This window comes from Streptomyces sp. NPDC043427, assembly GCF_056436655.1.
Map to the genome: position 1 here is coordinate 1 of NZ_JBWKCC010000019.1, position 23703 is coordinate 23703.

The 23703-nt window shown below is 67.5% G+C and carries 15 protein-coding genes and 3 pseudogenes; 8 read left to right on the forward strand and 10 right to left on the reverse strand.

The features are described from left to right. The first annotated feature begins 113 nt into the window (after nucleotides 1-113). From AC067M_RS27115 to AC067M_RS27135, 5 genes and pseudogenes are all read left to right on the forward strand, one after another. The gene (locus AC067M_RS27115; RefSeq protein WP_478699637.1) at nucleotides 114-1121 is read left to right on the forward strand and encodes a carbohydrate ABC transporter permease; all 1008 of its coding nucleotides are present in this window, start codon (nucleotides 114-116) and stop codon (nucleotides 1119-1121) included. Between the two features lie 9 nt (nucleotides 1122-1130). Next, on the forward strand, nucleotides 1131-2012 hold the full coding sequence (locus AC067M_RS27120; RefSeq protein ID WP_478699798.1) for a carbohydrate ABC transporter permease: 882 nt from the start codon (nucleotides 1131-1133) through the stop codon (nucleotides 2010-2012). Between the two features lie 105 nt (nucleotides 2013-2117). Further along, nucleotides 2118-2927 carry an alpha/beta fold hydrolase gene (locus AC067M_RS27125; protein ID WP_478699638.1) on the forward strand — a complete coding sequence of 270 codons (810 nt, stop codon included), beginning with the start codon at nucleotides 2118-2120 and terminating at the stop codon, nucleotides 2925-2927. Further along, a complete protein-coding gene (locus tag AC067M_RS27130) occupies nucleotides 2924-3388 on the forward strand; it encodes a hypothetical protein (protein ID WP_478699639.1) in 465 nt (154 codons plus the stop codon). Before AC067M_RS27125 ends, AC067M_RS27130 begins: the two co-directional genes overlap by 4 nt. A gap of 171 nt (nucleotides 3389-3559) precedes the next feature. Further along, a pseudogene (locus tag AC067M_RS27135) lies at nucleotides 3560-3709 on the forward strand (TolB-like translocation protein); the annotation flags it as partial. A gap of 3 nt (nucleotides 3710-3712) precedes the next feature. On the opposite strand, the gene AC067M_RS27140 reads toward AC067M_RS27135, so the two are convergent. After that, nucleotides 3713-5566 (reverse strand): serine/threonine-protein kinase, encoded by a 1854-nt coding sequence (locus AC067M_RS27140; protein WP_478699640.1) that lies wholly within the window; start codon nucleotides 5564-5566, stop codon nucleotides 3713-3715. Nucleotides 5567-5806: 240 nt separating this feature from the next. Further along, complete coding sequence (locus AC067M_RS27145) at nucleotides 5807-9364, reverse strand: BTAD domain-containing putative transcriptional regulator (protein WP_478699641.1); 3558 nt, start codon at nucleotides 9362-9364, stop codon at nucleotides 5807-5809. 158 nt (nucleotides 9365-9522) lie between these two features. On the opposite strand from AC067M_RS27145, the gene AC067M_RS27150 reads away from it, so the two are divergent. Beyond that, on the forward strand, nucleotides 9523-9897 hold the full coding sequence (locus AC067M_RS27150; RefSeq protein WP_478699642.1) for a hypothetical protein: 375 nt from the start codon (nucleotides 9523-9525) through the stop codon (nucleotides 9895-9897). Between the two features lie 779 nt (nucleotides 9898-10676). Here the strand turns inward: AC067M_RS27150 and AC067M_RS27155 are convergent. The 3 genes and pseudogenes from AC067M_RS27155 to AC067M_RS27165 form a co-directional block, all read right to left on the reverse strand. Further along, nucleotides 10677-10784: pseudogene (locus AC067M_RS27155) on the reverse strand (DUF6879 family protein); the annotation flags it as partial. A 149-nt stretch (nucleotides 10785-10933) separates the two neighbouring features. Then, nucleotides 10934-11155, reverse strand: a complete 222-nt coding sequence (locus tag AC067M_RS27160; RefSeq protein WP_478699643.1) for a DUF397 domain-containing protein — start codon at nucleotides 11153-11155, stop codon at nucleotides 10934-10936. Then, nucleotides 11155-12000, reverse strand: coding sequence for a helix-turn-helix domain-containing protein (locus tag AC067M_RS27165; protein ID WP_478699644.1), 846 nt, complete (start codon nucleotides 11998-12000; stop codon nucleotides 11155-11157). The genes AC067M_RS27160 and AC067M_RS27165 overlap by 1 nt, the downstream gene beginning before the upstream one ends. Nucleotides 12001-12205: 205 nt before the next feature. On the opposite strand from AC067M_RS27165, the gene AC067M_RS27170 reads away from it, so the two are divergent. After that, nucleotides 12206-12868, forward strand: a complete 663-nt coding sequence (locus AC067M_RS27170) for an ATP-binding protein (RefSeq protein ID WP_478699799.1) — start codon at nucleotides 12206-12208, stop codon at nucleotides 12866-12868. On the opposite strand, the gene AC067M_RS27175 is transcribed toward AC067M_RS27170, so the two are convergent. Beyond that, nucleotides 12858-15935, reverse strand: coding sequence for a DEAD/DEAH box helicase (locus AC067M_RS27175; RefSeq protein WP_478699800.1), 3078 nt, complete (start codon nucleotides 15933-15935; stop codon nucleotides 12858-12860). The two genes, AC067M_RS27170 and AC067M_RS27175, sit on opposite strands and share 11 nt — an antisense overlap. Nucleotides 15936-16121: 186 nt before the next feature. Between AC067M_RS27175 and AC067M_RS27180 the strand changes: the two genes are divergently transcribed. Further along, nucleotides 16122-17138, forward strand: a complete 1017-nt coding sequence (locus AC067M_RS27180) for a YDG/SRA domain-containing protein (protein ID WP_478699645.1) — start codon at nucleotides 16122-16124, stop codon at nucleotides 17136-17138. A 289-nt stretch (nucleotides 17139-17427) separates the two neighbouring features. On the opposite strand, the gene AC067M_RS27185 is transcribed toward AC067M_RS27180, so the two are convergent. The 4 genes and pseudogenes from AC067M_RS27185 to AC067M_RS27200 all read right to left on the reverse strand — a co-directional run bounded on the left by AC067M_RS27185 (nucleotide 17428) and on the right by AC067M_RS27200 (nucleotide 23643). After that, a complete protein-coding gene (locus AC067M_RS27185) occupies nucleotides 17428-18444 on the reverse strand; it encodes a hypothetical protein (RefSeq protein WP_478699646.1) in 1017 nt (338 codons plus the stop codon). A 1703-nt stretch (nucleotides 18445-20147) separates the two neighbouring features. Next, on the reverse strand, nucleotides 20148-20990 hold the full coding sequence (locus AC067M_RS27190) for a maleylpyruvate isomerase family mycothiol-dependent enzyme (RefSeq protein ID WP_478699647.1): 843 nt from the start codon (nucleotides 20988-20990) through the stop codon (nucleotides 20148-20150). A gap of 77 nt (nucleotides 20991-21067) precedes the next feature. Further along, nucleotides 21068-21974 (reverse strand): annotated as a pseudogene (locus AC067M_RS27195) (transposase). Between the two features lie 193 nt (nucleotides 21975-22167). Further along, the gene (locus AC067M_RS27200) at nucleotides 22168-23643 is read right to left on the reverse strand and encodes a glycoside hydrolase (protein ID WP_478699648.1); all 1476 of its coding nucleotides are present in this window, start codon (nucleotides 23641-23643) and stop codon (nucleotides 22168-22170) included. Nucleotides 23644-23703 lie beyond the last annotated feature (60 nt).

Sequence of the window (23703 nt, forward strand, 5' to 3'; positions counted from 1 at the left end):
CCCCCCCCCCCCCCCCCCCCCCCCCCCCCCCCCCCCCCCCCCCCCCCCCCCCCCCCCCCCCCCCCCCCCCCCCCCCCCCCCCCCCCCCCCCCGCCGGGAAGAGGACCCCACCCGTGAAATCCGTGGAACCCGCGCACGCCGCGCCGCCCGGCCCGGACCTGGCACCGCCCGTGACCTCCGTGCAGCCCGCACCCCCGACGCGCACCTCGCGCACAGCGCGCAAGAACCGTGACTGGCTGCACGGACTGCTCATGTCCGCCCCCGCCGTCGGCGGACTCATCGCCTTCGTCGGCATCCCCTTCGGCTACGCCGTGGTGCTCTCCTTCTACAACGTGCGCCTGGGCTCGCCGCTGGAACCGACCTTCTTCGGAGTGGAGCAGTACCGGCGGCTGTTCACCGACCCGGACCTCTCAGGGCCGTTCCTGCGGGCGCTGCTGAACAACCTGACCTTCGCCGTGGTCGTCGTCCCCCTCCAGACGGGCCTGGCACTGGGGCTGGCGATCCTGCTGAACCGCAAGCTCAAGGCCATCGGCCTGTTCCGGTCCTTCTTCTTCATGCCCGTCGTCTTCCCGATGGCGCTGGTCGCCGTGATCTGGCGGCTGATCCTCGCCCGCAGCGAGCAGGGCATACTCAACTCCGCTCTGGACGTGGTGAGTTTCGGCAACTGGGGCGCCTTCGACTGGCTCGGCGACAGCGCCACGGCCATGGCGTCGATCATCGTCCTCTCCGTCTGGCAGGGTGTCGGCTTCCAGATGGTCATCCTGCTCGCCGGCCTCCAGCAGATACCGGGTGAGCTGTACGAGGCCGCCGAACTCGACCGGGCCTCCCGCTGGCAGCAGTTCCGGCACGTCACGCTCCCCGGCATCCGGGGCACCCTCGTGTTCGTCGCGCTGCTCACCTCGGTGCTGTCCTTCCGGGTCTTCGACCAGGTCTACGTCCTCGTCCGAGGCGGTGGTCTCGACGAGGACGCCGCCCGCACCGTGATGTACCAGGCCGTGACCACGGCCTTCGACCAGAACAACATCGGCCAGGCGTCCGCGATCACGGTCGTGTTCTTCCTGATCGTCGTGGTCCTGACCCTGATCCAGCGCCGCGTCGTCCGGCCCGACAACGAGGACTGACCCATGGCCATGACCCGTACGACCCGCATGCCGCGCCCGACCCGTGTACCGCGTACGACCGGCAGGCCCCTGCGCCGCGTCCTCGACTACGCCGTCCTCTCCGTCCTGGCCTTCGTCTTCGCGCTGCCCGTCCTCTATCTCTTCCTCGGCAGCCTCAAGCCGTCCGACGAGGTCCTCGACGGCCTGTCCGGCTTCCTCCCGACCCACCTGTCCTTCGACAACTACTCCGCCGTCCTCGACAGCCTCAACTCCGACAGCACCGGCTACTTCTGGCGCTTCATGGGCATCTCACTGCTGCTGTCGTTCGTGGTCGTCACGGGCGGCCTGTTCGTCAACTCGATGGCCGCGTACGGGCTCTCACGGCTGAAGTGGCGGGGCAGGGAGGCCGTCTTCACGCTGGTCCTCCTCCTGATGCTGATCCCGTTCGAGTCGGTGGCGGTCCCGCTGTTCTACATGTTCAACGACCAGCGCAACACGCTCTTCGTCCAGGCGATCCCCTTCATCGCCAACGCCTTCTCCGTCTACCAGTTCCACACGTTCTTCCGCACGATCCCGCCGAGCATCGAGGAGGCGGCCCGGCTGGACGGCGCGGGCCCGTGGCGGACCTTCTTCGCGATCATCGTGCCGATGTCGAAGCCGGTGTTCGCCTCCGTCGCGATCCTCACCTTCCTCACCCAGTGGGGCTCCTTCCTCTGGCCGGTCCTGATGGTCTCCGACCCGTCGGTCCGCCCCCTCCCCCTGGAGATGAGCGTCTTCCAGGGCCAGCAGCCCCCGGACTGGGGCCAGATCCTCGCCTTCGGCGTCCTCCTCGTCCTCCCCGTCCTGGTGGTCTTCGCCTTCTTCCAACGCTGGTTCGTCCAGGGCGTCGCCAGCTCCGCGGTCAAGGGCTGAGCCCGGGGGAGCGGTCCCGGCCGTCAATTCACTGGTGGCGGCCGGGCCGCACAGGAGACCCTGACGACCGACAGACTCTCGGTACGACGGGAAGAGCCGGCCCAGTTGACGACCACCGCCCACCTCACCACCCCCGACGGCACCCGCATCGCCTACCGCGACCACGCTCCGCGCATCCCCGAGCAGCGGCCCCCGGTCCTCCTGCTCCACGGACTGGCGGGCCACATGGCCGAATGGGACGCCCTGACCCCGCGCCTCCTGGCGGACGGCCACCGCGTCGTGGCGTACGACGCGCGAGGCCACGGCGAGAGCACGCGCGCGCCGGGGGACATGACGAGAGCGGCGGCGGTACGGGACGCCGTCACCCTGATCGACACCCTGTCCCTGCGAGGCGTGATCCTCGTGGGCCAGTCCCTGGGCGGCCTGACGGCCCTGCTCACGGCGGCGGCCCACCCGTCCCTGTCCGACGCCCTGATCGTGGTGGAGGCGGGCCCGGCCGGCCCGAACCCGGGCCTCCCGAGCACGATCGCGACGTGGCTGGACAGTTGGCCGACCCCCTTCCCGACCCTGGCCGACGCGACGGCCTTCTTCGGTCATGAGGCCTGGGCGAAGGGCCTGGACTGGCGGGAGGACGGCGGCTGGGCGCGAGTCGACCGGGCCACGATGCTCGCCGCGGTCGCGGAACTGGCGACGGACGACTACTGGGAGGAGTGGTCGCGCATCACCTGCCCCACGTTGGTGATCCGGGGCGAGAACGGCATGATGCCGGAGCAGGAGGCGGCGCAGATGCGCACCCGCCGCCCCGCCACCCAGGTCACGGTCGTGCCGCACGCGGCCCACGACGTCCACCTGGACCAGCCGGACGCGCTGTACGGGGCGATCGCCGGGTTCGTGAACGCGAAGGCGGCACGGTGAGCGAGACCCAGCCGCCGGAACACGCGAGATTCGCGACGTACGTGAGGGAGCTGCGGCAGGCGTCGGCCGCCGAGGAAGTCCCCCTGATCCGCAGGATCCTGGAGGACCCGGACCCCGTGATGGCCCGGTCGGCCGTACTCGACCATCTGGACGAACGGGCGACGGCCCTCCACCTGACCCCGGCCTACCCACCATGGTCGGAGTCGATGACGGCGGCGACGGCCGATCACCCCTTCCTGACGACCCGTCTCCAGGAATGGGCCCTCCTCCGGTCCGTCGCACTGGCCCGCCCCTGGACCCCCAAGTCCCTGACGCAGGCCTCCGACTGGCTGCAACGCAAGCTCGCCGAGACGTCGGCGAACCCCGAGGCACTGGCACTCCTCGCCGAGCAAGGCCGCACCAGGCGCGTCCGCCACACGGCCCGGACCACCCTGCGTGACCTCAACCGCAGTCAAGGCTGAAGGCTGCCACCACGCCCCCACCTCGTCGGCGATCCGCTTGACCCGGGCTTTACCGGGATGGTGACCGCTTGACGCGGGCTTTGCCCGAAGGGCCCACCGTTCGTCTGATCTTCGCTCACGACGCGCGGCCGGGTCCCCTCGCCCGCCCCTAGGGTTACGGCGTCCCGGCCGCCGGCATCCCCACCCCGTGCCCGCGTCTCGCCCTCCGGCCACCTGGTCGCCTGGACGGTCTTCGTCAGCGGCGACTCCTACGCCGGCACCAACTTCTCCACCCGCACCGCCATCGTCGACACCCGCACCTGGTCCCTCGACGACAACCTGGTCCTACTCGGTGATCTTCCAGAGGGTCAGCTTGCCCTGGACGGTGGGTATCTTGCTGCCCCACCTGGGCGGGGTGCTCATCGCGGTGATCTCGTACATGGCGAGGTTGCCGTCACTGGTGACCGTGCAGAGGCGGGCGCCTTTGCTGATCAGCGCCTTCTCGCCGAAGGAGTCCTTGTCCACCGTGTCGGGCAGGACATCCGTCTCCGCTCCCTCCCGGCACTCCTCGGCCGTGGTGCCCGCGCTCTTGCCCATCGTGGTCCAGAACGACCAGTTGGTGTCCTCGACGGTCATGTCCCGCAGCGCATCCTCCATCTCGTCCTCGGTGTCAGCCTTCGGTTCGTCAAGGTCGACGGCGGTCAGGCCGAGCGTGGTGGGCGTGCGGAGCGTAAAGTCCCTGTCCTCGAATTTCAGCTCGTACGACGCTTTCGCCGGCGCCGACGGGGACGTGGAAGGCGTCGTCCCCTCCCCGTCGCCCGGTGTCCCGTCGGCGTCGGTCCCGGACGCGCCCGGCGTCGAGCTCGCCGTGCCGCCGTTGCCGTCCGCCTGGTCGTTGCGTCGGCCGTTGTCGTCCTTGTCGAGCACCCACACGGCCCCCGCCGCGCCCGCGCCCATCGCGAGGACCAGGGCGGCGGCGATGAGGGCCGTCTTCAGGCCCCGGCGCCTCGCGGGAGCGGGAGAGGCCGACGCGGGGTCGGCCGGGGTGAGGTTGTAGGTGCCGGTGGCGGGCGGTGGGTAGCCGTAGCCCGGCGTGGGTACCGAGCCCGCCGGGCCGAAGCCCTCGGCAGACGTCGCGGTCGGAGCCTGCGGTCCCGTCGCCTCGTTCATCCCGGTGGACCCGTGCTCGGTGGCCGGGGACGGCGGCGGTGTCGTGGGGGCGGCCTCAGGGGGTGCTGTCGGGACGGCCGTCGGGACCGGAGGAACGGTCGGCGGGGGCGGGGCCTGCGCGGCCTGCTCTCGGCGGACGACCTCGGCGGCGAGCGGGGCCGGGAGCCAGTCGCCGAAGTCGCTGAGCGGGCCGCCGGCCAGCTCCTGACAGCGCACAGCCAGCTCCTCCGTGCCGATGCGCTCGTCCGGGTCCGCTGCCAGGCAGGATTCCAGCAGGGGGCGCAGCTTGTCGTCGTATCCGCCGAGCCGGGGCGGGCGATGAGCCGTGTTCGCGATCTGGGCGGCGATCGTGATGGCGCCGCCGTCGCCGTACGGATGGCGCCCCGCGGCTGCGACAGCCGCGATCAGGCCGAGCGAGAAGACGTCGGTGGCCGGCCCGACATGCTCGCCCAGCGCGTGCTCCGGCGACATGTACTGCGGGGTGCCGATCACACCGCCGGACCGGGTGAGCTGGGTGGCGTCGGCGGCGCGCGCGATGCCGAAGTCGATGACGTACGGGCCCTGGGAGCCCAACAGGATGTTGCTGGGCTTGAGGTCGCGGTGGACAACGCCTGCCGCATGGATCGCGGACAGGGCGCGGGCCGTACAGCCGACCAGCTGGAAGACCGCGGGCAGCGGCAGCGGACCGAACGCCGCGAGCGCGTTGTGCAGCGGGATACCCGCGATGAACGCCGAGGCCAGCCAGGGAAGTTCGCCGGTCGTGTCGTGATCGACCACCGGTACGACGTGGTAGCCGTGCACCCGGCGGGCCGCCTGGACCTCCTGCTCGAAACGGCGGCGGAACTCCTGGTCCTGGCCGTACTCGCGGCGGATCACCTTCAGCGCGACCGGCTGGCCGCCGCGGGTGTGCGAGAGGTAGACGGTGCCCATACCGCCTTCGCCGATCCGCGCCCGCAGCCGGTAGCCGGCGGTTTCTCGCGGGTCTTCCGGTCTGAGCGGGCTCAGTAAGTCGCCTGCGCTGGTAGCCATGGGAGCCTCCCCGATGTGATGCCGAACTCCTCTGCCGATACAGGGCACTCAAGGGGGCCCTGAGCCTATACGGCCCTTACGACACCGGGAACGGGCCCGTCGGTTCCGTACGGCTGCCGGTTCGAAGGAAACGGCACTCGCGCCGTCCGGGGGCTCCTCCTCAGCCGACACCCGAGAGTGGCTCCCTGGCGAGTTCCGCAGGGTCGGTGATCAAGCAACACCTTGATCCCCTGCAAGCCCTCAGTGGACGGGCGCATCGACAATGCGGCGGTACTCCGCCTCGGCCCATGCTGACAGACCGTGGGCGCCGCGCGTCCCGGACAGGGATTGCGCCTGTTCGAGCTGGGCCAGGGCATCCAACCTGCGTTCGGACGACGCGGCCAGAGCGATGCCGGCCCTTATGCGCGCGAGTGCTTCGTAGAGCGGCATACGGCAGGTGCGGAACACCTCGGCGGCCTCCTGTGCGAACCGCGTCGCAGCCGCGGCGTCCTGCCGGGCGAGGTGGAGCTCGGCGCGGGAGAGCGCGATGAAGGCCCGCTGGTTGTGAGGTCCGTCAGGACAGGCTGCCGAGGCCGCCCGATCCGTCCAGGAGCCGGCGGCGGCGAGGTCGTTCCTGGCCAGCTCCGCGCTGGTCAGCAGCCCGAACCACAGAGCGCGCGTGGGAGCTTCGAACCTGGGCAGGTCAGGGCCACCGCCTGCGCGGGTGACCGTGCGGACGCAGCCGTCCGGGTCACCGTTGAAGAGCATGGCCTGGCCGAGAATCCCGAGCGCGACCGACCTGACCCGTCCGGGCTCGGAGTCATCGGCCGTGCGGAGCGAGGCGACCAGCTTCTCGAAGAGGGAATCGTCTGCGGCGTAGTCCCCTCGCCACAGGCGAGTCGCGGCGAGCACACCGGCGGCGAAGGAGGATGCCTCCTCGCTGCCGACCATCGACGCGGCTTCCAGCGCCTCCTCCGCGCATCTGCTCGCTTCGTCCAGGTGTCCGAGGAGCAGGTGGACGTGTGCGGAGGCGGCGAACAGGTCGCTGAGCAACAGGCTGTTGCCAGTACGGCGGGACAGCTCGAGTCCCTGGTCGAGATGGTGCAGGGCCGAGTCGTAGCGGGCGTGCAGCAGTTCCGTCCAGCCGACGACGGAAAGGACCTCGATGTACTCCGGCTGCTCGCTCTGCGCTCCACTGAGGGACTCCAGCAGTCGGGAGAGGTGGGAGCGGGAACGGGAGTGTTCGCCGGTCGAAGCGTACGCGAGCGCCAGCAGCCCTCGGGCCATGGCGAGCCGCGGGGGGTTGCCCGCTCTCTCCGCCGAGGCAAGTGCCCGTTCACTCCAGCGGACCGCTGTGGAGAACTCGTCCGTGCGCTGTGCGATGGCGGCGAGCGCCATCTCCAGTTCCGCTATGTCATGCTCCGACCCGCCGTCCCGGTCCTCCAACTCCCGGAGCAGCAAGCGCATCGCCTGCTGGTAGTCGCCGAGCATCCACTCCATCGTGGCTTGGGAGACGACGACCCGGACCCGCATGTCCCCCGCCTGAGGAGACAGCAGCGAGGCCGTGGCACGCAGCAGGTCACGACTTTCTCGCAGCCGTCCGGCCGCGCCGAGCGCGCTGGCTCTCTGGAACCACAGTTCCGGCCTGAGGCGGCTCTCGTCACCCAGCAGCCGGAGGGCTTCCTCCGTCCACTGCGCGGCGGTGGCCGGAGCGATGGTCAGCACGTCGCGGGCAGCCTCCGCCAGCAGCTCCGCGGCTTTCTCGTCACCCGGATGCGCCGATCGCTGGACGTGCGAGGCCTGGGCGGCCGACGAGGCCCCGCGCGCCGCCAGGCACCGCGCGGCGCGGCCATGCGCGCTGATCAGCCAGCCGGCGCCCGCTCCTTCGTAGACGGCGGCACGCACGAGCGGATGGCGGAACCCGAACTGGCCCGGGGCTCCCACGGGCCGCACCAGGTCGTGTGCGGTGAGTTCGTCGAGGGCTGCCAGAGTGAGGGCCTGATCGGACCCGGCGACGTCCGCGACCATCGTGGCCGAGAAGGAGTCGCCGAGAACCGCTGCCCCCCGCGCGCAGAGCCGCGCCGGCTCCGACAGACCCTGTAGCTCCGCCAGGAGCGAGTCCCGCACTGGTCGGGGCACGTCTCTCACGGAGGCTGCCGGATCCAACGGGGCGGGCGTCGCGAGCTGCTCGGAGGGCATCCGGGTCAGCGCTTCCAAGTAGAACGGATTGCCGCCGCTGACGTCATACAGCTGCCGCCAGCGCCCTGGGCCCATGTCGGCTGCGAACAGTCGCGCCGCGTCCGTGGACGACAGAGGACCCAGCTCCACTCGGGACACTCGGCTGTCCGCCCCGGCCCGGGTCAGGGCTGCCGACAGACGAGGCGGAATCTGCCGAGGACGGTGGGCGAGCGCGAGCAGCACCCGTGCCTTCGGCGGATGCCGTATCAGGTGGTCGATCAGCTCGGCGGTCGCGTCGTCCGCCCAGTGCAGATCGTCCAGGCTGAGTACGAGCCCCTGGCCGCCCCCGCACACGGCTTCCAGCAACGACCGCACTGCCCGGTGGAGCCAGTACCGCTCAGCCCGCACCGGCCCCGCCGCCACGCGGTCGTCCCACAATGCGGGGAAGACGGCGGCGAGTTGACGCACGGCCGCCTTCGGCAACGCGTCCACAGGGTTCTCGCGCGGGTTCGCGGAAGCGAGGTGGTCGTCCAGCGCGTCCACGAAGGCGCCGTACGGAGCCTGATCGAACTGCACGCTGCGCCCGGTCAACACCAGCAGCCCACGCCGCCTCGCCCGCTCGCCGAGTTCTGCGAGCAGTCGCGTCTTGCCGATACCCGGTTCACCGGCGAGCTCCACCACGTGTGCCTGGACGCCGGACTCACCGGTGGCCACGTCCTCGAGGGCGCGGTCGAGCACCGCCACCTCTTCGGTACGTCCCACCAGTTGGCCCAGTCGGCCGCCTGTCGCGGGACGCGTCTCGACGGCGGCGGGCACCGCTGGGGGGCGGGCACCTCCCGAACCCTCGTCGCGGTCAGCCCGGCCGGGGGAGGTGCCGTCACCGCGGAGGATCGCCTGGTGCAGCCGCTGCACCTCGGCTCCCGGCTCAGTGCCGAGTTCCTCGGCCAGCCGCTCCCGTAGGGCGGCGAAACAGGCCAGGGCTTCCGGGCCGCGTCCGCAGACGTGCAGCGCCCTCATCAACGCTGCGGCGAGCGGCTCGACCAGCGGGTGCTCGGCGACCAGATCGGGCAGCCGACCGACCACCGCCGCATGGTTGCCCGCTTCCAGCTCGCAGTGAGCCCAGGCGACCAGCGCGGCGATGTACTCCTGCTTCCAGCTCTCCCGAGCCCGGGCCACCCAGGGCCCGGGCAGCCCGGCCATGGGTTCTCCCCGCCATAACGCACACGCCTGACGCAGCGCCAACGCGCGTTCCCCGTCCGTGCGGGCAAAACCGCGGGCCTGCTCGACCAGATGCCGGAACCGATGCAGGTCCACCTGGTCCGGGGCCACGTCGAGCAGGTATCCGTCGGCGCGGCGCAGGACACGCGGTGACGCGGCGAGGTCGCCATGCTCAGGAACCGTGGCGCCTGGCGTCACCTCCAGGAGCCGACGGATCCGGGCGATGTGCGCATAGAGCGAGGCGCGGGCCTCGGCGGGCGGATGCTCACCCCACAGCCGGTCGACCAGCGCGTCGACCGGGACCGGCCGGCCGGCATCTGCCAGGAGGAAGGCGAGCACGGCCCGCCGCTGCGGCGGGCCGGGCTCCACGGCTCGGCCGGCCACCCGCAGCTCCAACGGGCCCAGCAGTCGAAAATCCGTCATGCCAACCCGTCTGATCGGTCCACTCCACCACCTCGGGTGCGCACCCATCACAGCAGGCGTGCACGGGGTGGACAAGGTTTCGACAAGGTCGTCACCAGGTCGGCTCGCCACCATCGACGTGAGAACGGGGCCTTCAAAGACCAAAGGAGAGCACACGCATGAATATGATCAAGAACGGCAAGAAGAAGATCGCCGTCGGTGCCGCCCTCACCATGGCCACGGCCGGCTTGGTCACGGTCGGCCTGGGCACTCCGGCCAGTGCCGTCACGTGCAACAGAACGGTCAATGCGAGTGTGTCCGGGGGGCAGGCCAGCTGGGCCACCAGCTGCTCCGGCGGCAAGATGCGCATCGCCGGCTGGGTGAAGGACACCAGGGCCGACGGGAAGTGCGCCCAGGTGAAGGCCATGTACTCGAGCGGCACGCAGTGGAGCGCCAAGGCGTGCCCGGCCGACACCGACAACCCGAGCCACATCCGGTACTTCGACTTCAACGGCCCGGGCAGCGACGTACCGGTCTACCTGTTCACCGTCTGAGAAGCCATATCTCGACCGATCACGGAACGTGCGGGGCGAACAGGTCTCCCGCCAGGGTGATCTGCCGTTGTCCGCGCATGAAGATCAGGGCCTCTCGGTAGCTCGGGGATGCGAATCCCATGGAGCAATGCCGGGAGGCCCTGGTGTCGTTGTCGTGCGCGTCCGAGTCCGTCCAGTGCAACTCGGTTGCACCGTCGTGTCTTTGCCTCGCACACGGCAACGCGGCCGACCATCCCGACCGGGTGCGCCGGTGCTCGAAAAACGCCGGGCCCAGGTGGAAGAGGCCCTCTTCGGCTCGCCGCCGCTGGCATCCGCGCTCCTGGTCGAGGACGTGCGGACATGGGCTCGGACGGCGAGACGGAGACTACGGGGTCGCACCCACGTAACACGGTCCGTCCGCGCCCCGATCCAGCGGCGCTTGCGGACCACGGTGTCCGGAGCCAGCCGTGTCCGAAGCGACCGCTCCGGCTTTCTAGCGTGGACCTCGGTTGGTACAGGCGGTGGAGGTGAGCGGACGGGTGAGTGAACTGGCACGGGAGCCGGACGAAACCGGGGCCGTGGACCACGGCATGGCCGCGAGTGGCGGAGTGGTCTATGCATGGGTGTCGTCCCATCCGTGCGCTCGCAGGGAGCCCTGGACGTGCCTTATGAGGTCGGCTGGATCTCCGTCGACTCGTAGAACCGCTCGATCTCCTCGATCAGCTCGGCCACAGTGCTCACCGTCGGTGCGGGTCTACACACCTCGTGTCGTGAGGGCTGACGGTGATCCCTGCTATGCCGTCGGTCTCCCGTTCGCCCTGGACGAGGATCTCGTCCGTTCCCTCGATCTCGTAGAGGGTGGGGCAGTCACCGTCGTCGCTGGTTGTGCCGATGAACCTGAGCGTCATGCTTACGCTCCGTCTGTGGTCGTCGGAGATCCAGAATGCGCGGTCGTGGCCCGGGCGTGCCCGAGGATTGCAGCAGATTGCGCATCCTGGGCGATGGCCTCGGGGTTGCTGGCAATGAGGTAGGGGAAGAGGCTCATTGTGAGTAAGGCTCACTCAACACCGGCACCCCAGCGATCCTCCAAGGCTCCCTGCTGCAGTCCGGCGACAAAGAACTCCCAAGCCTGACGCCGGACAGCTATGACGGGTCCTCGTACGTGCTTGGAGTCACGTACGAGGGTGTCGCCTCCGTCCCGGGCACACTCCACGCACTCGGTCCCACTACCGCCGCTGTAGGAGGACTTGAACCATGCGTGCGGGGAGGACGAGGTCATCAGGACTCCTTGCTTATGCGGTCGACGATCTCCGCGGAGGATTCAAGGTCGAGGGCCTGGGCGCTGAGGTATTCGAACGCCAACCTATAGCGCTCGAGTTCTTGTGGCTTCTCCATGAAGAGTCCACCGCCGATCAGGTCCACGTAAACCACGTCCAGCTCTCGGGTTGGGCCTCGAAGGACGGCGAAGCTGCCCACTGCCGCTGCATGAGCCCCAGAGGAGAACGGCAGAACCTGGACCGTCACGTGGGGGTGCTGAGTCACTTCGAGCAGATGACGCAACTGTTCCTGCATGACCTCACTGCCGCCCACTCGGCGGCGCAGCGCTGCCTCATCAATGACGCACCAGAGATGAGGCGGGTCATCTCGATCAAGCAGTTCCTGCCGCTTCATGCGAATGTCGACCATGTGCTGGACTTCCCGCTCCGAGCAGTGCACCTCGGAGGCCCGGTGCACTGCCTCGGCGTAACTGCGCGTCTGGAGGAGCCCAGGGATGTACATGCAGGAGTAGTGGTCTTCGCGTACCACCTCGTCCTCAAGCGTGAGCATGAGGTTCATGGACTCGGGGATGGGGTCGGCGAGTGAGCGCCACCAGCCTTGAATCTTGGCTCCCTTGGCAAGTTCGACCAAGGCGAGGCGTTCCTGGTCAGAGGCGCCGTACTCACGACAAAGGGCATCTACAGCCGGCCACTTGACGGTTCCTTCCTTGGTCTCGTAGCGGCTCAGAGTCGCCTTGGAGATCCCTACGCGGGCGCCTGCGTCTTCCAAGGTGAGGCCTTTCGCCTCGCGGAGGCGGCGCAAGTCAGCGCCGAGCTGGCGCCTTCGGGTGGTGGGTCCGACTGCCATGCTTCAAGGCCCTTCGTGTTGATCGGTTCGATCGTGCGGGTCATGGGAGCCCGAGGACAAGAAGGCGTGCGCCGGGGGCGCGTCCGTGGACGTCATGCTTCCTTCTCCCCTTGGTGAGAGTTCCATTTTGAGAGTTTCACTGCAACTCTCAGTGCGTCACCAGTTGCAGTGAGCGACTGCAGCCCTCGTGGAAGGACGTGCCGTGATGCACAACGACCTACGCACGCGCAGGAAGCCGTGGAGCCTCGCCTTCGCCGCAGAGCCGCAGGAGGTGGCCGCTCTCCGCCGGTTGATGCGCCTTCACTTGGGTCTCTGGGGACTGACTGACGTGGTCGAGGACGCTCAACTGTGCGTGACCGAGCTGGTTTCCAATGTCATCGCCCACGTGGGTACGGGAACGCCGACGACCCTCGCGGTTTCCATGAGCGGTCCTCACCTGCGGATCGAGATCCAAGACCCGGACACTCGGGTTCTACCCACGCTGCTTCGGGCGGGAGTTGACTCTGAGGGAGGCCGTGGGATGGCGCTTGTCGACGCCACCGCTGTGCGTTGGGGAGTGGAACTTCACGCGGATCGCAAAGTGACCTGGTGCGAGTTGGCGTCAGAGCATGCCTTGCCCATCTCGACGCACAACAGCCCGTGCTTGAGCAGAGCTGAAGGGCTGTTGAATCTCTACAGGAGAGAAGGAGTGCCGGGCACGACGGCCTCGGACTCGCATCGGTTGAGCTTGGCCCGGGCGGAGGAAGCGGCGATCGACATCATCACCGACCTCCTCCACTGGCTACATCTCTACGGTCGTGATCCCGATGACCTCCTAGACCGAGCCCAGACGCACTTCGAAGCAGAGGCCGCCAAGGTCAGCTCGTGATCGAGGCGTAGGAACTCACATCGGCAGGAAGCTCGTGGTGCAGATCCCATGTGATCGCCATCGGCTTGCTGCCGGTGTGCCCCGCGTAGGTGGCCGGTCCCAGAAGCATCCAAGGCTCGGCCTTACCGATGCTGTTGCGCTTGTAGCGGCGCAGGAAGAGCAGGACGTGGCTCCCCTGCCGTACGTGCCGTTGGTAACGCAGGCCAGTCGCGGAGTTTTCCGGAGTGGTGCTCTGGGACTCCCAGTGAAAGCGGGTCGGGCTGAGGGCGTAGTCCTTGTAGCGGACTGTGGGGGAGAAGTCCCGCTCGTTCTTCTCCAAGGTGATGAGGAGGGCGTCGGTCTTAAGCTCCTCCACCCAACGCACTCCTTGCCCGAAGTCTCTAGGCATCTGACCGCCCAGGTGGGCTACTCCAAGGGCTGAAAGGATCTCGGAGCGGTTGTAGGAGCTGTGGATCTTCAAGGGGACGTGTGAGAGCGGGCCCTCCAACGGGAGGGGGAAGTGGTCTGCCTCTTCGCGGGCGTACGACAGAACCTGTTGGAGTTCGTCACGCAACGCCGTCTGAGGGCACAGCGATGCAAGCCCCTGCCGGTAACTAGAGAAACCGCCGGCGTTGTCCCACAGGTTGAAGAAGAGCATGCGGGCGTACGCCTGATCCTCTGCGGGCAGTGAGTCGTAGTCCGGGGTGTCATCTGCGAGTAGGCGTAGATACGCGTCGATTCGGTCCGGATCGTCGACATGCAGGAAGGCATGCACGCGCTTGAGGAGTTCTGCTTCGCCCGACGGCGCCTCGTCACGGATGAATCCCGCCTTACGCAGCACCTTGGTCCAGGAGTTGTCGCTCTTGTAGAGCTCCTGAATGTCACGTCGACTTTCGCGGAGGTAATCCGCCAGCCGAGGGGTGCGGTAGTCCCTGGCCTCCTTCGCCAAAGTCGTGATGGTGGCTTTGAGCTGGGTGCGGATGTTGTCGAGGACCAGGTCCTTGGACTTGCCCTCCAGAATGATCTGGCAGCCAGACGGCAGCTGCGGGAAGTCCTGCTCGATGCTGTCGACGAGGCGGTTACGCGAGAGGTTGGTCAGGGCCCGGAACTGCTCCTCGAAGCGGAACTCGGCTCGATGCTGGCCGATGAAGTCGAGCACTGTCAGGACAGGCTTGTGCGGCGTACGGCGCAGACCACGCCCGAGCTGCTGGAGGAAGACGGTCGCGCTGTTGGTGGGGCGCAGAAGCAGGAGCGTGTCGACATCGGGGATGTCCAGTCCCTCGTTGAACAGATCGACAGAGAAGATCACCTGGATGCGGCCCGCTTTGAGATCTTCGAGTGTCCGCTCGCGAACCTCGGGTTTAGAGTCACTGTCGAGTGCCGCCGCTTGGAACCCTGCTCGGCGGAAGCAGTCCGCCATGTAGTGCGCATGGTCCTTGCTCACGCAGAAACCGAGTGCCCGCATGGCGGCGGGAGCCGAGATCTTGTCCTCGACCTGCTTGATGACGATGCGGGCCCTGGCTTCGTCACCCGTGAAGACGCTGCCGAGCTGGTTTCGGTCGTAGGTGCCCGAACGCCAGTCGAGGCGGGTCAGATCAGTGCCGTCTGGAAGCCCGAAGTAGTGGAAGGGGCACAGCAGATCATTCTCAAGAGCCTCCCAAAGTCGTAGCTCGGCGGCAATTCGCCCATGGAAGAACTCGTTCTGCACACTGCGCCCGTCCATGCGCTCTGGAGTCGCAGTGAGCCCCAACAACTGGGTTGGCTTGAAGTGTTCGATGACCCGCTTGTACGTCTCGGCAGTGGCGTGGTGGAACTCGTCGATGACGATGACGTCGAAGTGCTCGGGGTTGAGCTGCTCCAGCCGCTGGAGGTTGAGCGACTGGACGCTGGCGAACACATGTGTCCAGTCGCTCGGCTCTTTGCCACTGTGGAGAAGTTCGCCGAAGGAAGCGTTGTCGAGCACCTCTCGGTAGGTCCGCAGGGACTGATTAAGGATCTCCTTGCGGTGGGCGACGAAGAGCAAGCGGGGGAGCTTGCCGCCGCGTTCGTCGCGCATGCTTCGGTAGTCCAAGGCAGCCATGACCGTCTTGCCCGTGCCCGTCGCAGCGACGAGTAGGTTTCGGTTGCGGCCTCGGACCTCCCGTTCGACGCGGAGGCGCTCCAGCATGTCCTTCTGGTGGGGGAGGGGGTGCACTTCAAGACCAGAGAGGCTGATCTTGAGTTCCCCAGCAGCCCCGGTGCCGCTGGCCAGGGCGAGAGCTTCAGCCAGACGCTGGCCGTCGCGGTCAGGGTCGTAGCTCTCGAAGGCCGCGTCGGCCCAGTAGGCATCGAAGGTTGCCTCGAACTTGTCGAGCACCCTCGGAGTGGCGACAGAAGACAGCCGTACGTTCCACTCCAAGCCATCGAGCAGGGCGGCCTTCGATAGGTTGGAACTGCCGACATATGCCGTGTCGAAGCCAGTATTGCGGCGGAACAGCCACGCCTTGGCGTGCAAACGCGTCGACCTGATCTCGTAGTTGACCTTCACCTCGGCGCCGAACTCGCGAACCAGCCGGTCCAGGGCACGGCGATCGGTGGCGCCGATGTACGTGGTCGTGATGACCCGGATAGGAACGCCACGCTCCTTGGCTGCGCGGAGCGAGTCCTCGAGAACTCTTATCCCGTACCACTTCACGAACGCGCAGAGCAGGTCGATGCGATCGGCGGTGGCGAGCTCCGCCCGCAGCTCCGTTCCAAGGCTCGGATCGTCCGGTGCGTTGGTGATAAGCGCCGTCTCGGACAGGGGAGTCAGGGGCCTGATGGCGTAGACGCCAGGAGCTTCCTTCTCCGCTAGGGCGAGAAGCTGGCGAGGACCATCAGCGATGGCGGTCAGGGTGTCGTCCCCGTCCGGATCCGGCACGCTGCTGATGAGGGACCGCATGATCTGGTTGGCCGCGGCGACCTGCCTGTCGTGGGGGAGTTGGCTCAACCGTCGCCCCACGGCCTCACCGATGTAGCGGGCTAGAACATGTGGCGAGGACTCGGCGCTGACATCCGTGTGGATCGGCTTCCAGCCGGCCGCCCCCAACTGCTCGATCTGAGCCTGCATACCTTCGGTGATGAGCTCCTCGTACACACCCGCGACAGGTTGTGACAGATCCCCTGGCTGAACCACGCTGATCCCCCTCGATCGCTTGTAGCGCCATGAACAGTTCTAACAGGGGCCACCGACGCAAGGTCGTCTAGGGCTCAGACCGTGCCCGGTCGATCAAGGTTAGAATCTGACGTGACGTAAGTGATCATCTTCGGTCAGTATGGTGCGATGGTAGAGCGAGTGATCGGTCATATAGACGGCGTCTTACCTGGCGAAGTCTTCCTGGGGCGCGCTGAAGTGAGGGACGCGAAGCTCCACAGCGACAACATGCGGGGTATCTCGCGTCTGAAGGACGATGACGGCACCTACGTCGCTGACGCCATCGTGCTCAACGGTGGCTATGTGGACGACGAGGATGGATGGGCCTGGGTCCAGTACACCGGTGCATCGCCCGACATAGAAAAGGCGCCTGGGGGCAAGTCGCTTCTGCGCAGCCAATCCTGGGACTATCGCGACAATGCGGCACTCAAGCTCAGCTACGAGCGCGGATATCACGTTCGGATCATCCGCGGCCGCAAAGGTGATAAGCGATATTCTCCGGCTGATGGTTATCGCTATGACGGGCTGTACGAGATCACGGACATCCGTACAGCTATATCCAAAGTGCCGGCACCCGACGGCTCGCCGATTGAGATCTGCCAGTTCGACCTGCGGCGCTTACCAGCTTCGCATCAGGAGCTCACCGCGACTGAGCGCAGGGTTGCTGGGGTGCTGGAGCAGCAGGAAGAGCTGCTGGACGCGATGGCAGAAACGGAAAAATATCCTACGACACGCGTCACCCGTGTTCGACGCCTTGTGCGCGACACTGCGACTGTACGGCGCATCAAGGCGCTCTACGATCATGAATGCCAGATGTGCGGCTTGCGCTTAGTTGGTCCGGGCGGGAAACCGTACAGCGAAGGCGCGCATATAAAGCCTCTGGGAAATCCCCACAACGGCCCTGACGTGGAGCGCAACATCCTCTGCCTCTGCCCCAACTGCCATGTGCGGTTGGACATTGGGGCTGTGACCATTGCGGAGAACTGGTCGATCGTCGTACGCGCTGGCATGTTCGGTGATGGCCTACGAGCGAAGCTGAAAATGGACAGGAAGCACAAGGTGCACGAGGAGTACGTCCGCTATCACCGAACTTGGTGGGAAAGGTCGGGCGGCCTCTGAGGGTTGGTCGCCTGGACGGTGTTGTGCGGCGTCGTAGGACCGCTCGCTTCTTCGGCAGTGTCGTGCTCCCGCGGGGGAGAAGCGAGCGAGCGGCCCGGAGCGGTGGTGACCCAAGGCGGGCAGTCCTTGCGTTGGCTTCGCGTGGGCCGGGGCCGGGGCCCGGCAGCGCCTCGCCTGCACGCTGGGTGGGGGCGGTGGCTTCGCGCCGTACCGCGCCGTGCGTGATCGCGTAAAGCCCGCCAGGACTGCCTGGCGGGCCGTATGCGCCGGATTGGTTGGGGAGTGGAGATCAGGCCTTGACCCCGTGGCATCCCTCATAAGCCGTCCCCGATCCGCACCAGCACTTCGCACCCCTCTGCGGCGGCCAAGCCACAGCCCGCCCCCGCGCCCCCAGCGTCGTCGCGTACTGCGGCAGCAGCGTCACATCCCCCGGAGAGGACAGCTCCGACGCCGCGAACGCCTCGTAGGACGGAACCGTGCCCGTCACGATCCCCAGGTTCGGTGTCCCGGAAGCCGCCAGCTCCCTCAGCGACGCCTCTATCGTCGCCAGGTGTTCCTCATGCGACGGGTACTCCACCTCCAGCGAGGGATACGCGGCGACCAGCTCCGCCAGCTCCCCCGCAGGCCAGTGCAGCACCGCCACCGGGAACGGGCGGGACAGGGCCTCGCGGTACGCGCCCAGCTCGGCGCGGAGGCGGGAGATCTCCGCCTCCAGTTCCGCCGGGTTGTCGGAGCCCAGGGACCACACCCGCTTCGGGTCGTGGAGTTCGTCCAGGGACACCGGGGACGAGTGGAGGGTGTCCGCCAGCATGTCCCACTCGTCGTGGCCGATGCCGAGCATACGGCGGACCCTGTGGCGGCCGAACAACAACGCGTGGGTGGCGTACGGGGGCTCCGCGCCCTCCGGGATGAGCAGCTCCGCGCCCTCAGTGAACGTCTCGTGCGCCGCCTCCAGCTCGTCGTGGGACTCCAGGGCCTCCGCGACGATCACCCAGGGGGCCGGGTCGCGCGGGGCGGCGGCGCGGAGGCCGTCGATGATCGCGCGGGCCTCCGCCTCGTGGCCGTACTCCCAGAGGTTCGAGGCCTTGAGGGCTCGGACCAGGTGGGGGTTGTCCAGGTCGGCGTCGGAGGACAGCAGACGGTCGTAGAGGGTGGTCGCGGCGGGGCGGTCGCCGGACAGTTCCAGGTGGGCCGCGGCCTGCAGGAGCAGGGCCTCGGCGTCCTCCGGGTACAGGCCGGCGGTCCGCTCCAGGCGTGCCGCTTCGGCGGGGTGGTCGAGGTTCTCGGCAGGCGTGTCGGGGCGCATGGACGACACCGTACTGCCGGCGGCTGACAAGCGTGAGGTGTGCGCGGGCCGGAGCCCCGTCGGCGGCTGCGTCCCGCAGCCTTCCGGCGTTGATGACCGAATCATGTGCGTCACACGACTGGTCCGCAGGTGGTGCGCGCGCCGGAATCCGTGCGCGCTCGTATGGCCGCCGAGAAGGGGAGAGCGTGACGAGCGCGCCGGAGACCGAGCGGCAGTGTCGGCGGGGCTCGGGTGCCTCGTCGACACCGCGGGCCACGAGCCCGAGTCCAGGTCGCGTGCCCGCGAAGTGTTCGTCGAACCCTGGTGGCCGTCCGCCGCGGAGACCTCCCCCCATCAACTGCCGCGCGGGTCAACGCAGATGCAGATGTCTTGAAGAAAGCCCTTCCAGGTGCCCTGAGTTGATGCGTGCATGCCTGTCTGGCATGTCACAGGATCCGGGTTGGTCGTGGAATGCGAAAGCGAGGTGGCGACTTGCCTTGGATGGCGCCTTTGACGGTGGGGATTTGTTTGCGTGCTAAAGGTGATGCCCCAGAAAATCCGTCAATTGACTCTCCGTGTCAGGCGTCGCGCACCGTGTTTGACCCATGGAATGTGCCGCTCCGCTGTGTGTCGTGGTGAGGATGTGAAGGCGCACCGCTTGTGCGTCTTTGTTCCGCGTGAGCCCCTGGGTTGCTCGTGCCGGGTCCCTGGAGGCTGCGCAGGCAACTTCGCGTAAGAGCAAACGATGAGTGCGTGGACGTAAACAATCAAACGCGATGCCGGGGTGGCGTTTCTTCTCCGCCCCGGCATCGTTCGCAGAGAGGCAGGTAATCGAAAATGGAGCAGTTGGCAGACGGGTACGGAAAAGGATCCTGGATACCCGAAGGTTGGGAACTGTTCGTATTTCTTGTCTCCATGATCGCGGTGGTTATCATCGTCGCTGTGGCGCGTCGACGCAAAAAATGAGGGCGAGAGAATGAGAGAAGATTCGAGAGCGTTGGTGAGAGTCCTTGCCTATGTCGTCCTCGGGTGCGCGTGCCTCATGGCCTGTTAGTGATCGCCATGTTCGTCATGGGAGCAAAGCCCGCACTCATTCACGTCGCCCCCTCGCTGCGGCGGGATGTGGGCTGCTCTTACTGCGAGCGTCGAAGTCCCGCATGTAGGCGACCGAATGCCTGGCTCGTATCCGTAACGGCGGACAGGGGAATTGCATGGCATGCGACGTTCTTGGCCAAGGGGGCTGGGGAGAGTGCCCCGTCCTGCTGGATCATCGCCGTCGTCTTGGTCGTGTCGGGATAACAGAAGGAAATGAGGATCGAGATGTCTTTGGGGTGGACCAGTGCGAAAAAGGCCGGCGAGTGTCCGGTCCTCTCGAACCGGACGGCCGCTCTCGGGCACCGACATCCACAGGCCTCAATCCGAGGCGTTCAAGCAGCCCGACCCCTCGGGCCGGAAACAGAACGCCTACCTCTTCGCCAAGGGCCACTCCGTGAATAACACCGACCCCACGGGCATGCTGGATGCGTGCATGTCATGACAGCGGACAAAAAACAGAAGCGACTCATCTGGGGTCTGTGGCTCGGCATCGGACTCGGTGTACTCGGAATTCTGCTGTTTCTGATCGACATGTGGGTCAACTACTGAAGTTGAATGCGTGATGTCGGTGCCCATCGCTGGCGCTGTTGGTGTCAGGCACGGTGGAAGCCGGTGAGGCCAGCGTCGGGTCAGTAGATGATGGACACGATCTGGCACGCGGCTTCGGCGAGCCGACGATCTCCTTGCACATGGGCGCGGGACAAGGCATCCGCAGGATCGATGTTCCGCGTAGACAATCGCCAGACGGTCTCTGTATCCAGCAGTACGACTGCGGTTGGTCGGCCGCTCGGCGCTTCGGACAACGACCATCGGTCCGCAGTGGCAGTCGCCGTCCAGCCGCCGCCGGCAGGGCCCTCGGCGATCACCTGGACCTGCGCCCCGATTGGTGCTGACGTGTGGCGGAGCGTGTGGGGCAGGGCCCGCATGAAGGTATCGAGGACCATGGCCAGGGCAAGCGGTTCCGGGTCGGTGTTGCGGCCGATGGCGTGGCGGATTTGCTGCCGGTGAGTCCAGTGCTCGGTGAACTCCCGGGCGATGTCCAGCCACGCCGGCGCGGGGTCGACGCCTGCCCACGACACGCCCAGGGCGGCCGCGTCAAGGTTGGCTGTGGCGAATCGCTGGGCGAGCTGGATGCCTGCCGCTGCCAGGGCGTCGATGAGCGAAGCAGGGCTGTCATCGGCGTGCAGCTCGACCCATTCCTGATTCGTGCGGTGGATGAACGCCTCGAGCGTCTCGCCATCGGCGAAGCCGTTCCGGTAGCCGTGGCCGAGGCGGCCGTAGTAGTCACCGAGGAGGTGGGTGGCAACATCGTGCACCGTCCAGTGGCCGGCTGCCGTCCTGCTCCAGTCGGAGGGTGTCAGACCGCGCAGGGTATCGAGCAGCGACCTGAGCTCCGGACCGAATAGCGCACGCGCGTCGATCGGGTTACCCAGCCAAGAAATGCCGGACACGCCGTTGGACTCGGGACACATGGACACAGCCTGTCAGCCAGGAGCCGTGGCCTGCCATCGAATACTCCCGCCTGTGAGCGTCCGGGTGACCCACTGCGTCACCCGTCCGCGATCAGTCCGGTGGCGGCCAGGCAGGCGTCTACCAGATCGGGGCGGTACTGGATCTGCTCGAGCCGGCGCTTGACGGCTCCAGTGATCTGGGCGAGGTCAGCGGCGGCGAGGTTGCCGATCTCACGCTTGACCAGTGCCAGATACCTTCCTGCGGGTTGATGTCCGGCGCGTAGGCGGGCAACTGGAAGACGGTGAGCCAATGCGCGTTCGCGGCGATGAACTCCCGCATGCCGACAGTCAGGTGCAGGCGTACGTTGTCCCACACCAGCACGATCGGCCGCCCAGCTGGATGCGGGCGCGCACCAGCAGGTTGCGCAGATCCTTCCAGCCGAAGCCCTTCGGCTCGTCCTTGCGGCCGTGGTACTCGCGCACGGCATAGATCAGCCTTGAACGCTGGCCGGGTTTGTAGCAGACCATCCCGGCCATCGACACCCGACCGGATCCCCGGCCGCGCACCCGCACCATCGGTGTGCAGCCGATACGTCCCCAGGTCCGGGCGCGCGGCGGCGTCATCGACTGCCCGGCCTCGTCCTGGAAGACGATCCAGGCGCCGAGTACCGCCGCGGTGCTCTTACCCGCAACCAGACCTAGCGTCCACCGCTGATCCGCCCACCCGTGCACCAACGGGCCGCGCTCCAACTCCCGCTCCAACCGCGCGACCTGGGCATCGCTGAGCTTGGACCGACCGGGCGAGCCCCTGGACAGCACTCCCCTCTCGCCCTGCTCACGCCATCCCCGGCGCCACCGCTCGATCGACCGCTCGCTCACCCGCAGCGCGACGGCTATCTCCCGGTTCTTCTCCCCACGCTCAAAGCGTTCCACGGCCTGTAGCCGCACCCGCTCTCGCGCTGCTCTCTCGGCGTCGGTCAACCCGCCGCCCTGCGCGTACCTCACGGACCCCAGAGCTACCGGCACCGCCCGGCCGCCGTCAGGCGAACCGCCCCGACATCACCCAATCAAGTTCAATAGCCTCCAGCAACCACCGGAACGGCTTCACATAAGACGTGATGTCCCGGGTGTGCCTGCCTTAGGCACACCCGGGTACCCGCTGCGAAGGAATCGCGGTAAGTGAAGGGGGGCGGAGCGGCTAGATCGTCACGCCGTCGATCTGCAGCGTCTGCACCGACTGTGCCGCGAACGGCACTGCCACGCTCTTCCCGCTCAGCTTGATGTCCGAGTGGGAGGTGTAGAGGTCGCCGCCGCCCGTCGTCACCGTGTTCCAGCGGGGCACCGCACCGCCCGAGCCGCCCGTCACCGTCGTGAAGCGGGAGAGGTCGAAGGTCAGGGTCTGGGCCGACGTGGAGGTGTTCACGGCGACGATGACCAGGCGCTTCGCGGACGCGTCGTAGCCGGCCGCCGCGTAGCTCACGCCCGTGTCGAGGATCTTCATGCCGGGGCGGATGTGGCGGCTGAACTGGGCCATCACGTAGTACTTCGTCTGCACGGTGGTCGGCTGGAGCGTGTTCTGGTCGTACGCGATCATCGCCCAGCCCGTGGTCGGGTCCATGACCTGCCAGTAGACCCAGGCCGTGGGGTGCAGCCAGCGGAAGTCGTAGCAGAGGTTCGACGCCATGGTGAGGCCGGTGGCGTCCTTGTCGCCGGTCTCCGAGTTCCACAGCTTCTTGCCGGACGTCGTGACCACGTCGGTGTAGAGGAGGTCGCGGCGGCCGCCCGAGCCCTGGTAGCCGTGCACGTTGACCTGGTTGACGAGGGCCTTGGTGGAGGAGGAGAAGGCGCTCCAGGTCGAGCGGGCCGTGTCGTAGTTCGTCTCGTCGGACGCGGAGATCCGCACGCCGGTCAGGCCGCGCTTGTCCAACTCGCTTCTCATGTACGGCAGTACGGCCGACTGGACCGTCGCGTCCATGTGGCAGCCCTCCTGGGTGCCCGTCGCCGTCCACCAGCTGGAGCTCGGCTCGTTGAAGGGGTCGACCGTCGCGAAGTTCACGCCCCAGTTGTTCTTGGCGCGCAGGGCGACCGCGGCCAGGTGGGAGGCGTGCTGGCGGTAGTTCCAGGTCTGGAGGTTGTTGCCGCCGTCCGAGGCGCCCGACGGGTTGTGGTTCTTGCACATCCACCACATGGGCGAGTTGGCGAAGAGCTCGCTGGTCGCGCCCCTCTGGGTCGCCTTCACCAGCATCGCGCGCTGGTTCGCGTCGGCCGTCCAGTCCCAGGCCGAGGACGTCGGGTCCTCGTTGTTCCAGTCCTGCCAGTAGCCCTCGATCTGCTTGAAGGCGGGGATGTTGGGGGAGGCGACCATGCTCTCGCCGCCGACGCTGTTCGGGCTGCACGCGCCCAGGTTGTAGCGGGCGATGTTCAGGCCGAGGCCGGGGAGCGTCCTACCGCCGTACGCCACCGACTTCGTGGTGAAGAAGATGTCGGCGAAGTCGTCGCGGTTGCCGAAGACGTTGCCCCACCAGGCCAGGGAGGTGCCCCAGCCCTCCCAGGTGCCGTATGTCGTACGGGGGTTGACGGCGATCGTCGCGTCCGCCCGCGCGGTGCCCGTCGCGAGCGCGCTCCCGAGGATCGCTCCGCCGGTGGCCGTCAGCAGTGTCCTGCGTCGGATCATGGCTTCTCCGCTTCGATGATTCGACCGACGGCCGGCCGTCCAACCGGCGTCGTGGCCTGT

What these genes read in the sequence shown, in the direction of transcription:
- AC067M_RS27170 (WP_478699799.1), top strand. Translation starts at nt 12,206, where the DNA reads ATGCACAACGACCTACGCACGCGCAGGAAGCCGTGGAGCCTCGCCTTC.
- AC067M_RS27145 (WP_478699641.1), bottom strand. Translation starts at nt 9,364, where the DNA reads ATGACGGATTTTCGACTGCTGGGCCCGTTGGAGCTGCGGGTGGCCGGC.
- AC067M_RS27165 (WP_478699644.1), bottom strand. Translation starts at nt 12,000, where the DNA reads ATGGCAGTCGGACCCACCACCCGAAGGCGCCAGCTCGGCGCTGACTTG.
- AC067M_RS27150 (WP_478699642.1), top strand. Translation starts at nt 9,523, where the DNA reads ATGAATATGATCAAGAACGGCAAGAAGAAGATCGCCGTCGGTGCCGCC.
- AC067M_RS27200 (WP_478699648.1), bottom strand. Translation starts at nt 23,643, where the DNA reads ATGATCCGACGCAGGACACTGCTGACGGCCACCGGCGGAGCGATCCTC.
- AC067M_RS27140 (WP_478699640.1), bottom strand. Translation starts at nt 5,566, where the DNA reads ATGGCTACCAGCGCAGGCGACTTACTGAGCCCGCTCAGACCGGAAGAC.
- AC067M_RS27185 (WP_478699646.1), bottom strand. Translation starts at nt 18,444, where the DNA reads ATGCGCCCCGACACGCCTGCCGAGAACCTCGACCACCCCGCCGAAGCG.
- AC067M_RS27120 (WP_478699798.1), top strand. Translation starts at nt 1,131, where the DNA reads ATGACCCGTACGACCCGCATGCCGCGCCCGACCCGTGTACCGCGTACG.
- AC067M_RS27175 (WP_478699800.1), bottom strand. Translation starts at nt 15,935, where the DNA reads ATGCAGGCTCAGATCGAGCAGTTGGGGGCGGCCGGCTGGAAGCCGATC.
- AC067M_RS27190 (WP_478699647.1), bottom strand. Translation starts at nt 20,990, where the DNA reads ATGTGTCCCGAGTCCAACGGCGTGTCCGGCATTTCTTGGCTGGGTAAC.
- AC067M_RS27160 (WP_478699643.1), bottom strand. Translation starts at nt 11,155, where the DNA reads ATGACCTCGTCCTCCCCGCACGCATGGTTCAAGTCCTCCTACAGCGGC.